Annotated in this window: 9 protein-coding genes; 5 read left to right on the top strand and 4 right to left on the bottom strand. The window is 60.7% G+C overall.

Translation table 11 applies throughout. The features are described 5' to 3' along the window. Positions 1-81 precede the first annotated feature (81 nt). A complete protein-coding gene (locus CQ009_RS04465; protein ID WP_105704995.1) occupies positions 82-1,473 on the top strand; it encodes an aldehyde dehydrogenase family protein in 1,392 nt (463 codons plus the stop codon). 252 nt (positions 1,474-1,725) lie between these two features. Here the strand turns inward: CQ009_RS04465 and CQ009_RS04460 are convergent, their stop codons facing one another. Continuing rightward, a complete protein-coding gene (locus tag CQ009_RS04460) occupies positions 1,726-2,892 on the bottom strand; it encodes a DUF1624 domain-containing protein (RefSeq protein ID WP_105704994.1) in 1,167 nt (388 codons plus the stop codon). A gap of 218 nt (positions 2,893-3,110) precedes the next feature. Between CQ009_RS04460 and CQ009_RS04455 the strand changes: the two genes are divergently transcribed. Both CQ009_RS04455 and CQ009_RS04450 read left to right on the top strand, forming a co-directional pair. Beyond that, complete coding sequence (locus CQ009_RS04455; protein WP_064389434.1) at positions 3,111-3,707, top strand: paraquat-inducible protein A; 597 nt, start codon at positions 3,111-3,113, stop codon at positions 3,705-3,707. Continuing rightward, a complete protein-coding gene (locus tag CQ009_RS04450) occupies positions 3,704-4,390 on the top strand; it encodes a paraquat-inducible protein A (protein ID WP_105704993.1) in 687 nt (228 codons plus the stop codon). Before CQ009_RS04455 ends, CQ009_RS04450 begins: the two co-directional genes overlap by 4 nt. Here the strand turns inward: CQ009_RS04450 and CQ009_RS04445 are convergent. After that, on the bottom strand, positions 4,323-7,349 hold the full coding sequence (locus tag CQ009_RS04445; protein ID WP_105704992.1) for an FAD-binding and (Fe-S)-binding domain-containing protein: 3,027 nt from the start codon (positions 7,347-7,349) through the stop codon (positions 4,323-4,325). The genes CQ009_RS04450 and CQ009_RS04445 overlap by 68 nt on opposite strands. A 158-nt stretch (positions 7,350-7,507) precedes the next feature. Here CQ009_RS04445 and CQ009_RS04440 point away from each other — a divergent pair, with 158 nt between their 5' ends. Further along, positions 7,508-8,392, top strand: coding sequence for a LysR substrate-binding domain-containing protein (locus tag CQ009_RS04440; protein ID WP_105704991.1), 885 nt, complete (start codon positions 7,508-7,510; stop codon positions 8,390-8,392). 97 nt (positions 8,393-8,489) lie between these two features. Here the strand turns inward: CQ009_RS04440 and CQ009_RS04435 are convergent, their stop codons facing one another. Next, positions 8,490-9,764 (bottom strand): glucarate dehydratase family protein, encoded by a 1,275-nt coding sequence (locus tag CQ009_RS04435; RefSeq protein ID WP_105704990.1) that lies wholly within the window; start codon positions 9,762-9,764, stop codon positions 8,490-8,492. A 30-nt stretch (positions 9,765-9,794) separates the two neighbouring features. Then, entirely contained in the window at positions 9,795-11,162 is a 1,368-nt protein-coding gene (locus CQ009_RS04430) for an MFS transporter (protein ID WP_105704989.1), read from the bottom strand. 118 nt (positions 11,163-11,280) lie between these two features. Here CQ009_RS04430 and CQ009_RS04425 point away from each other — a divergent pair, with 118 nt between their 5' ends. Next, positions 11,281-12,180, top strand: coding sequence for a LysR substrate-binding domain-containing protein (locus tag CQ009_RS04425; protein ID WP_064389428.1), 900 nt, complete (start codon positions 11,281-11,283; stop codon positions 12,178-12,180). The last annotated feature ends 17 nt before the right edge of the window (positions 12,181-12,197 follow it).

Raw genomic sequence — 12,197 nt, 5'->3', positions numbered from 1 at the left:
AAACGATCTTTATTATTCAGTTTCCAGAAAACAAACACCACCCTACTCTAGGCTCATCCGACGAACATGCAGGACAACGCCATGAGCCAGATTTCCAGCCAGACCCACGCCATCTCGATCAACCCGACCACCGGCGAGCAGATCGGGCATTACGCCTTTGAATCCGCCGCTGCGCTTGACGCCGCGTTGACCCGCGCCGCTTATGGTTTCGGCAAATGGAAGCGCAAGCCATTGCAGGATCGCTCGCGTCTGTTGACCGCTCTTGCCGGCGCGCTGCGTGAAACCGCTGAAGCCATGGCCACAATGATCACGCAGGAAATGGGCAAGCCGATTGCTCAGGCCCGTGGCGAAATCGAAAAATGCGCGAAGCTGTGCGAGTGGTACGCCGAACACGGCCCAACCATGCTCGACGCCGAAGCGACTCAGGTCGAGGGCGGCAAGGCGCGCATCGAATACCGTCCGCTGGGTCCGATCCTCGCTGTGATGCCGTGGAACTTCCCGATCTGGCAAGTGCTGCGTGGCGCCGTTCCTGCGCTGATCGCCGGCAACACCTACGTGCTCAAGCATGCACCGAACGTGATGGGCAGCGCCTACTTGCTGCGCGATGCCTTCACCCGCGCCGGTTTCGCCGATGGCGTGTTTGAAGTGATCAACGTCACCCCGGAAGGCGTCTCCACCGCCATCGCTGACCCGCGAATCGCTGCGGTGACCCTGACCGGCAGCGTCCGCGCCGGTATGGCGATTGGCGCTCAGGCCGGTGCGGCGCTGAAGAAATGCGTGCTGGAACTGGGCGGTTCCGACCCGTTCATCGTGCTCAACGACGCCGATATCGACGAAGCCGTGCAAGCCGCGGTGATCGGCCGTTATCAGAACTCCGGCCAGGTTTGCGCCGCGGCCAAGCGTCTGATCATCGAGGAAGGCGTGGTTGAAGAATTCACCCGCAAATTCGTCGAAGCCACGCGCAAACTGAAGGTTGGCGATCCTTTGTCTGCCGATACTTACATCGGCCCGATGGCGCGTTTCGACCTGCGTGACGAACTCGACCAGCAAGTGCGCGACACCCTTGAAGAGGGCGCGACCCTGCTGCTCGGCGGCGGCAAGTCCGAAGGCCCGGGCAACTACTACGAACCGACCGTGCTGGCCGACGTCACCGACCGCATGACCTCGTTCAAACAGGAATTGTTCGGCCCGGTCGCTTCGATCATCACCGCCCGCGATTGCGCGCATGCCGTGGCATTGGCCAACGACAGTGAATTCGGTCTGACCGCGACGATTTACACCGCCAACGTGCAACTGGCCCAGCAACTGACCAGCGAACTGGAAACCGGCGGCGTGTTCATCAACGGCTACTCCGCCAGCGATCCACGTGTGACCTTTGGTGGCGTGAAGAAGAGCGGTTTCGGTCGCGAACTGTCGCACTTCGGCGTACGTGAATTCTGCAACGCGCAAACCGTGTGGCTGGATCGCAAGTAATCCAGACACAAGACACCCCTTGTAGGAGTGAGCCTGCTCGCGATTGCGGCGTGTCAGCCAACAAGTCTGTAGCTGACCCACCGTATTCGCGAGCAAGCTCGCTCCCACAGGGAGGGGTGCGCCACGCCAAATCAACTGATTCAACCCCATCCAATGTGGGAGCGAGCCTGCTCGCGAAGGCGGTAAGTCAGGCAGCTTGATTGCCACTGACCCACCGCTTTCGCGAGAAGGTTCGCTCCAACAATCGGCCGCTTACAGGTATTTCAGCCAAGCGATGTCGCGGCGACGCGCCTTCAACGCCGAGAACCAGCGCACGGCCGGGAACAGTGCAATCGCCAGAATGATTGCGGCGAGCCAGATCGACGTCACCGAGGAGAAACCGAAATAGCTGCCCTGATTCAAACCAAACAGCGCCGCGCCGATCAGGTACAACACCTTCAACGCATACAGGTGCAGCAGATAGAAAAACATCGGCGCCGATCCGAACACCGTCAGCCAGCGAATCCAGCGTCGATCCTGCACGCGCTCAAACGCCAACAACAGCAACAACCCAGTGCTTACCGTCAACGCGATAAACAGCAATGACGGCGGGTACTTGGTGATGTTGAAAAAACTCATCACGGTGTGCAGCATCGAGTCGCCCACGGCCCATGGTTTCTCGCCGTAACCGTTGAGCAGCCGCAGCGCGACGAACCCCAGCAGCCCCGCAACACCGCCGATCAACAGGCGCCGTTGACGCGCGCCTGCTTCAACACCCCGAGCAAACCACGGCCCCAACGCATAACCCAGACCGATCACACCGATCCACGGCAGCAACGGATAGGACGTGCGCAAGCGCAAACTGTCGCTGACTTCGATCCAGCCACGATCATGCAAAATCGCCCACGGCACATGCAGCGCTGACTCGACCGGGAAGTGCAGACCATCGAGCAGGTTGTGCCCGGCGATGATCAACAAACTCAATGCCAGCAACAGCCAGCGCGGCAACCAGACCAGCAGCGACAGCGCGATCATGCTCAAACCGATCGCCCAGATCACTTGCAGATAAATCACGCTCGGTGGCAGCTGGAAGGTCCAGGCGAAGTTGACCAGGGTGAATTCGAGCACCACCAGAAACAGTCCGCGCTTGAACAGAAACGCACTGACGTCAGTCTTGCCTGCATACTTTTCGCCAAACAGCCATGCCGACAACCCGGTCAGCAAGACAAACACCGGTGCACACAAGTGCGCCAGAGTGCGGCTGAAAAACAGTGCCGGCTCGGTGCTGGCGATGTCCATCGGATCGCTGACCTGACGGTGCAGCAGGAAGGTTTCGCGCACGTGGTCCAGCAGCATGAACAGGATGACCAGGCCCCTGAGTGCATCGATGGACAGTAGCCGGCCAGTCACCGGGGCAGAACGGGGAAGCACAATCGTCATAAGCGTTTCGCATTCGAAGGGATATCAGTGGGTGCCAGCAACGGCCACCCTGAAAATTTGCGTTACCTTATAACACCAAGAAGCAAAAACCCAAACTCAATCGATAGTGATTCTCAGAAAACTGAAGCTGATTACGCCGCGCAATTTGCCCTCCGGCCTCAGGCTTCTATAGTGATCAAGTCCCCCTGCCCTCTGTGGCCTGTTGTCGAGCGTTGTCCATGGTCAACACCGAACACCTGATCATCTGCGAGCACTGCGATTGCGTTTACGAGAAAGTCACGCTCGCCAAACACCAGAAAACCTCGTGCGTGCGCTGCGGTGGCGTGCTGCAGCGCTTCAATGGTTTGACCGTTGAGCAGCGTCTGGCGCTGACGTTCACGGCGGCGGTGTTGTGGCTGTTCGCCAATTTCTACCCGGTGATGAGCATCAGCATGAAAGGCCTGAAAAACAGCGCAACGCTGTGGGACTCGGTGCTGGCGCTGAGCCAGGGGCCGATTACTTTCATCGCCATGGTCGCGGCCATTGCCATCATCATTGCCCCGGCGTTTCAACTGGTTTTGTTGACCTGGGTATTGAGCTTCGCCCTCGGCGGGAAACGCGCACCGGGCTTCAAACTGTGCATGCGCTGGCTGGAAACCCTGCGTCCGTGGAGCATGCTTGAAGTGTGTTTGCTCGGGGCCATGGTGGCGGTGTTCAAACTGGCCGGGCTGCTTGATGTGTTGCCCGGCATCGGCCTGTTTGCCTTGGCCGCGCTGAGTCTGATGATGATCCGAATTGCCGGTCGCGACATCCGCGACCTCTGGGACATTCCATGAAGCGACCACCGACTGCCAGCGAACTCAATCTGTGTCTGTGCCACAGCTGCGGGCTGGCCTGCGACATGAGCGACGAGCCGCACCAGTGCCCGCGTTGCGACGCGCCGCTGCATCGGCGCAAGACCAACTCGCTGACCCGCACCTGGGCCTACATGCTCGCTGCGCTGGCGTTTTACGTGCCGGCCAATCTGCTGCCGGTGATGAACACCACCATGCTCGGCAGCGGCGCCGACAGCACGATCATGAGTGGCGTGCTGGAGTTCTGGGAGCACGGTGCGTGGGACATCGCGCTGATCATTTTCATCGCCAGCATCGCCGTGCCGGGGATCAAGTTCGTCGCCCTGACCTTGCTGCTGGTGACCGTGCAACGCGACAGCGCCTGGGCGCGCAAGGAGCGCTCGAAGCTGTACCGCTTCGTCGAGCTGATTGGCTATTGGTCGATGCTCGACGTGCTGGTGGTGGCGCTGGTCGCAGCACTGGTGAAGTTCCAGGCGCTGGGCGATATCGAGCCACGACCGGGCATTCTGTTTTTCGGCCTGGTCGTGGTGTTCACCATGCTCGCAGCGATGAGCTTCGATCCGCGCCTGATCTGGGACAAGGACACGGGCGGCGACCTCAGCGACGCTGAACCTCAAGCAGCACCTGCAACGGATGGCGCAGTGCCTGATCCGATTGGCGCTTGACCTGGCTGCGGCAGGAATAACCGGTCGCCAGCGCTTCGCCCTGCTCTGCCGGTGCGTCGACCTGACGCGCCCAGGACTGTTCGTAGATCACCGCTGATGTCTCGCGATTGCGCGCTTCATGGCCGTAGGTGCCGGACATGCCACAGCAACCGGTGGCCTGCGTGGCCAGTTTCAAACCGGCGCGTTCGAAGACCTGCTCCCACTGGCGGGTCGCGGCCGGGGCGTTGGTTTTCTCAGTGCAGTGCGCGAGCAAACGGAACAGCGCGGTTTTATCCTCAGGCGCCTGCTCCGGCATCACCTTGAGCAACCACTCCTGCAGCAGCGCCACTTCCGGGCATTGGTCCATCCCCGGCACTTTCAGGTATTCCTGGCGATACACCAGCGTCATCGCCGGATCGAGCCCCAGCAGCGGCACACCGAGCTCGGCCAATTCGCGCAACTGCCGCGCATTGCGCAACGCCGCACGGTTGAACGCCGAAAGGAAGCCCTGCACATGCAACGGCTTGCCGTTGGCACTGAACGGCGCCAGATAAACCTGATAACCGAGACGCGAAATCAGCTCGACCATATCCACCAACAGTGGCGCTTCAAAGTAACGCGTGAACGCGTCCTGAACGATCACCACGCTGCGCTCACGTTGCGCCGAGGTCAACGCAGACAACGTCGAAACCGTTGCCGGTCGCACCTGCCAGCGACGCATCGCAGCGTGGAAATCGAAGCGGCTGAGCAACGGCACATCGACCATGCCGCCAACACGGTCCAGCAATCCACGCACAATCGATGCGCCCATCAAACCGTTATACAACGCTGGAATCCGCGCCATGTACGGAATGCTGTATTCCAGCGAGGCGATCAGATAGTCCCGCGCCGGGCGCAGATAACGGCCGTGATACAGCTCAAGAAAGCGCGAACGAAACTCCGGCACATTGACCTTCACCGGGCACTGCCCCGCGCAGGATTTGCACGCCAGGCAACCGGCCATGGCGTCGTAAACCTCATGAGAGAAATCTTCGGACTGCTGACGCGTGTTGCGCCAACGCTGCCACAGCGTGCTGAAAAACGCCGGTTTGCGCATGGCATCAGACAACACATCAACGCCCGCCTCGCCCTGCAAACGCAGCCACTCGCGGATCAATGACGCGCGCCCCTTCGGCGACTGCGAACGCTCGCGGGTGGCCTTCCATGACGGGCACATCGCATCATCCGGATCGAAGTTGTAGCAGGCACCGTTGCCGTTGCAGTGCATCGCCGCGCCGTAGTCCTGCCAGACCTTCTCGTCGATCTGCCGATCGAGTTCACCGCGCAGGGTCACTTCGTCGATCTTCAGCAACGCCGCATCGGTGTTGGCTGGGGTGGCGATCTTGCCTGGGTTGAACTGGTTGAACGGGTCGAACGCGGCTTTCAGTGCTTGCAGCGCCGGATAGAGTTCACCGAAAAATGCCGGCGCGTATTCCGAACGCAGACCTTTGCCGTGCTCGCCCCACAGCAGACCGCCGTAACGTTGGGTCAGCGCCGCAACGCCATCGGACACCGGGCGCACCAGCGCGGCTTGTTGCGGATCTTTCATGTCGAGAATCGGCCGTACGTGCAATACGCCGGCATCGACATGACCGAACATGCCGTACTGCAATCCGTGGCTGTCGAGCAGGTCGCGCAACTCGGCGATGTACTCGGCCAGATGCTGCGGCGGCACCGCCGTGTCTTCGACAAATGGCTGCGGCCGCGCCTCTCCGGCGACGTTGCCGAGCAAGCCCACCGCACGTTTGCGCATGCCGTAGACCTTGTTCACCGCCGCGTGCCCGACCGCCAGCGTGTGGCCCAAACGCTCGACCGTGCGGTCACTGCTCAAATGCTCGACGAACACCTCGACCCGGCGTTGCAGCTCTTCCGGATCGTCACCACAGAACTCGACCAGATTGATGCCCAGAGTCGGCCGCTCGGCGCTCGCCGGGAAGTATTCGGCGACGCCGTGCCAGACGATGTCCTGCATCGCCAGCAGCAAGACTTTCGAGTCGACGGTTTCGATCGACAACGGCTTGAGCGCCATCAAGGCCCGCGCATCGCGCAGTGCGTCCATGAACCCGGCGTAGCGGATGTTCACCAGCATTGTGTGCTTGGGGATCGGCAGCACATTCAGCCGCGCCTCGACCACAAAACCCAGCGAGCCTTCGGCACCGCAGAGCACGCTGTTGAGGTTGAACCGCTGGTCGGCCTCGCGCAGGTGCGCCAGGTCATAACCGGTCAGGCAACGGTTGAGATCGGGGAAGCGCTCCGTGATCAGCTCGCCCTGCTCATCAATGATCTGCCGCGCACAACGATAGACCTCACCGACGCGATCTTCACGGGCACAGAGTGCTTCCAGCTCGCGCTCTTCCAGCGGCTGACCGTGCAGACGTTCGCCGCCGCGCAGGATCATCTCGAGTTCAAGCACATGGTCGCGGGTCTTGCCGTAGGTGCAACTGCCCTGGCCGCTGGCGTCAGTGTTGATCATGCCGCCAACGGTGGCGCGGTTGGAGGTCGACAACTCTGGGGCGAAAAACAGTCCGGCGGACTTCAGCGCGGCGTTGAGCTGATCCTTGACCACCCCGGCCTGCACGCGCACCCAGCGTTCTTCGACGTTGATTTCAAGGATGCGGTTCATGTGCCGCGACAGGTCAACGACGATGCCATCGGTCAGCGATTGGCCGTTGGTGCCGGTGCCGCCGCCGCGAGGAGTGATCACTACTTGCTGGTAGGCCGGCTCGGCAATCAGCCGCGCCACCCGCGCCACGTCCTCGGCATCTCGCGGAAACACCGCCGCTTGCGGCAGGCGCTGATAGATCGAATTGTCGGTCGCCAGCACCACGCGGCTGGCGTAATCGGCGCTGATTTCACCGCGAAAGCCGCTGTTCTTCAGGGCGTTGAGGAATTCTTGGTAATCGCTGGTCAGGGCTTTGGCGGGGGACAACTGGGCAATCATCGGTCAGGGCATCTCGGTCAAAATCGGGCAGTGTGGCGGTGAACAGTTGTACGCAACGAATGATTGCGTCAGGCTCCGCCATCTAATGCCGCCCATGTTCATTGTTGCCGGGCATTGGGACAACCGTAAAATCCACCCACTATCCATGACTTTTACGAATGAATCCGCGCACGCTCACCCCTTCCATGTCGTTATTGCTGGCCTTCGAGGCCGCTGCGCGCCACGAAAGCTACACCCGCGCCGCCCATGAATTGTCGCTGACGCAAAGTGCGGTCAGCCGTCAGGTGCAGATTCTCGAGAAAATGCTCGGCATGCGCTTGTTCAGCCGCGAAGGCCGGCAAGTGGTGCTGACCGATGTCGGGCGTATGTATCAGCGCGAACTGGCGGAGGCACTGGGGCAGATTCGCAGTGCAACCTTGCAGGCGATGGCGTTTGGCTCCGGCATTCACAGTTTGCGCCTGGCGACGCTGCCGACGTTTGGCTCGAAATGGCTGTTGCCGCGCCTCAAGGATTTCTACACCGCGCACCCGGGCATGACCGTGCACTTGCATTCGCGTATCGAAGCGATCGACTTCGATACCAGCGAAATCGATGCGGCGATTTGTGTGGGCGGCGGTGAATGGCCGGGGCTGAGCGCCCTGCCCTTGCACACCGAAGAACTGGTGGTGATCGCCAGTGCGCAGTTGTCCGCTGCCGAGCGCGATGACGCCGAACAGCAGATCGCCGGTCAACTGCTACTCAATGTCAGCAGCAATGCGCAGGCGTGGGCGGAGTGGTTCAGCCATCACGGCCTGCCCCACCGCAGCATGCGCATCGGGCCAAGCTTTGAAATGACCTCGCACCTGATTCAGGCAGTGCGGGCGAACATTGGTGTGGGCTTGGTACCGCGGATTCTGGTGGAGGATGAGTTGTCGAGCGGTGAGTTGCTGCAACTGGGCGAGCCGATTACCAGTCGGCGCAGCTATTACCTTGTGTATCCGCCGCGCAATGAGAATTTGCCGTCGCTGAAAGCGTTTCGGGATTGGCTGGTAGAAACGTTGTAACCGAGAGGACGCCAATCGCGAGCAGGCTCACTCCTACACTTGGAATGCGCTTCCCTGCAGGAGTGAGCCTGCTCGCGATGCCGTCAATTCAGACACCTCAAAACCTCGGCTTGACCGCCTTCCAGTCCGGCTTATAACGCTGCATCTGCCGCACATCATCGCGCTGTCGAATCCCGCACGTCAGGTACTGATCATGCAGCTTGCCCAACTGATCGTGATCCAGCTCCAAGCCAAGCCCCGGTGCCCGAGTGATCTTCACGCAGCCATCGACAATCGGTAGCTTGCCGCCCTTGATCACCTCCTCATCCGGCTCTTGCCACGGGTAATGCGTGTCGCAGGCGTAATCCAGATTCGGCACGGCCGCCGCGACATGGGCCATCGCCATCAGGCTGATGCCCAGGTGTGAATTGGAATGCATCGACACCCCCACGCCGAATACATCGCACATCTTCGCCAGCGTCTGCGTGTCGCGCAGACCACCCCAATAATGGTGGTCGGCGAGGACAATCTGCACGCTGTTCTGCGCGACGCTGCGGCGGAACTCGTCGAAATCGGTGACCACCATGTTGGTTGCCAGCGGCAATCCGGTGCGTTTGTGCAACTCGGCCATGCCGTCGAGACCCGGGGTCGGGTCTTCGTAATACTGCAGATCATCGCCGAGCAATTCGGCCATGCGAATCGAGGTGTCCAGCGACCAGTTGCCGTTCGGATCGATACGCAGCGGGTAGCCGGGAAACGCCTTCTTCAAGGCTTTGATGCACGCCACTTCATGCTCCGGCGGCAACGTGCCGGCCTTGAGTTTGATGCTTTTGAACCCGTACGCCTCGATCATCCGCGCGGCCTGGGCAACGATCTGCTGCTCGTTGAGTGCCTCGCCCCAGTTGTCCGGCTTGTACGGCGAATCGACATGCTGCGCGTACTTGAAGAACAGATAGGCGCTGAACGGCACTTCATCGCGAATCGCGCCGCCAAGAAGGTCCACCAACGGCACATTCAGGTAATGCGCCTGCAAGTCGAGAAAGGCCACTTCGAACGCCGAATAGGCATTGCTGACCGCCTTGCTGGCGTGGGAACCGGGCGCCAGTTCGGCACCGGCAATGCTCGCAGGTTTGTTGGCCGCAACGGTGGCCTGCACGATCGCGCGCAGCTGGTTGAGGTTGAACGGATCGAGGCCGATCAGTTGTGACTGCAACTGTTGCTGGATCGCCAGCGCCGGGGCATCGCCATAGCTTTCGCCGAGGCCGATGTAGCCGTTGTCGCTTTCGATCTCGATGATCGAGCGCAGGGCGAAAGGTTCGTGGATACCGCTGGCGTTGAGCAACGGCGGATCACGGAAGGCAATCGGGGTCACGGTGACACGGGTGATTTTCAAGATAACGCTCCTGACAGATCAACAATCAATTCAATGGCTGGCGGCCGGCCTGGCCGTCGCAACAACGGCGCTTTCGTCATGGGGCTTTGCCGGGGTTTTGCCTTTGGCGCCCGGCGCCGTGCGGGCGAAGAAGATCACCACCGCGGCGATCAGTGACGTCGTCGCCAAGCCATACAGGCCGCCCTCGATGGAGCCGGTGCTTTGTTCAAGGAAGCCGAACGCGGTCGGCGCAACGAAGCCGCCGAGGTTGCCGATGGAGTTGATCAGCGCGATCACCGCAGCGGCGATGCGGGCATCCAGATAGCTTTGCGGAATCGGCCAGAACAGCGCCGAGGCAGCCTTGAAGCCAATAGCGGCGAAGCAGATGGCGACGAAGGCGAAGATCGGCCCGCCAGTGGTCGACATGAACATGCCGATGGCGGCGATTACCAGCGTCAGCGCCACCCAGGCCTGCTGGAATTTCCACTTGCCGGCCATCGCCGCGAAACCGTACATCGCGACAATCGAAATGATCCACGGAATCGAATTGAGCAGGCCAACCTGGAAGTCGCCGAGGTTGCCCATCTTCTTGATCATGCTCGGCAGCCAGAATGTTGCGCCGTAGATGGTCAGGGCAATGGAGAAATAGATGAAGCAGAACAGCGCGATCTGCCGATCGGCCAATAGCTTGAACATCGACGGTTTGGCCACTTGCACCGCTTCACGGGCACGCTGTTCTTCAGCAATGGCGCTGACCAGCGCTTCACGCTCCTCTTCGGTCAGCCACTTGGCCTGACGCGGATGCGATTGCAGCCAGAACCAGACGAATGCGCAGAGCACCACTGAAGCCGCGCCCTCAATCAAAAACATCCATTGCCAGCCGTGCAGACCAAGGCCGCTGATGTGCAGCAGCGCACCGGACACCGGACCGGAGATCACCGAGGCAATCGCCGAACCGCTGAGAAATACCGCCATGGTCTTGCCGCGCTCGGAGGCCGGCAGCCATTGGGTGAAGTAGTAAATGATCCCCGGAAAGAACCCCGCCTCGGCCGCGCCGAGAATAAAACGCAGCACGTAGAAACTGGTTTCTCCTTTGACGAACGCCATGGCCATGGCCGCCGCGCCCCAAGTGAACATGATCCGCGTCAGCCAGACCCTCGCGCCATAACGCTGCAGAAGCATGTTGGACGGCACTTCGAACAGCGCGTAGCCGACAAAGAACAAACCGGCGCCGAGGCCATACGCCGCAGCGCCGATGCCCAGATCGGTCTCCATGTGGCTGCGCACAAAACCGATATTGACCCGATCGATATAGTTGACGATGAACATCACCACGAACAGCGGCAGCACGTGGCGCTTGACCTTGGCGGCGGCACGGGCGAGAACCGTGACATCCAGTGGACTCTGGAGGGTTTTCAAGGGCGACTCCCGATCTTGTTTTTTTAGGGATGGCGTAAAGCGATGGATCGATCATGGACGGCGATCATTGATCCCGTCTAATCTAACTTGGCATTCGATTGATACCCGGATTAGATCAATGTTCGAACTGACCCAGCTGCGTTGCTTCACCACCGTCGCCACCGAACTCAACTTCCGTCGCGCCGCCGAACGGCTGAACATGACGCAGCCGCCACTGAGCCGACAGATTCAGTTGCTCGAACATCACCTCGGCGTCGAGTTGTTCACGCGCAGCACCCGCAGCGTCGCGCTGACCGCCGCCGGCCGGGCTTTCTTCATCGAAGCACAGAACCTGCTGGAGCGCGCCCAGCAGGCAGCCGTGACCGCGCGACGGTTCGCCGAGGGCGATATCGGTTCGGTGAACATCAGTTTTGTCGGCAGCGCGGTGTATGAATTTTTGCCCAAGGTCATTGCCGAGGCACGCTTGAAACAGCCGCAGGTGAAGATCGATCTGTCGGAAATGAACACCTACCAGCAGCACGAAGCCCTGCGTGCTCGGCGCATTGATCTGGGCATCGCTCGCGCGCCATTACTGGAGCCGGGCTACGCCACTGAATGCCTGGTGCGCGAGCCGTTTGTGCTGGCGGTGCCCGGTGCTCATCCGTTGGCGAGCGCGGCTCAAGTGTCGGTCAGCGACCTGGATAAGCAGCCATTTCTGATGTACTCCCACGCGGCTTATCCGCCGTTCAACGAACTGCTGACCGGCATGCTGCGCTCAGCACGGGTCGCGCCGGATTATGTGCAGTGGCTGGGGTCATCGTTGACGATTCTGGCCTTGGTCAACGCTGGCATGGGCCTGGCGCTGGTACCGCGCTGCGCCACCAGTGTGGTGTTCAAGAATGTGGTATTTCGCGATATCGATCTGGGCGAAGGGGTGCAGAGCGAGCTGCATCTGATCTGGCGGGAGAACAACGACAACCCGGCGTTTGCGATGTTGCTGGAAGCGATTCGCCGGGCGGTGGCTGAGGGTTGGGGTTAGGAGACTGGCAGCGCTAA

This window comes from Pseudomonas sp. MYb2 (assembly GCF_002979955.1).
Lineage (GTDB): Bacteria > Pseudomonadota > Gammaproteobacteria > Pseudomonadales > Pseudomonadaceae > Aquipseudomonas.
The sequence above is the reverse complement of the archived record's forward strand: the minus strand, read 5'-3'. Positions and strand labels throughout refer to the sequence as shown.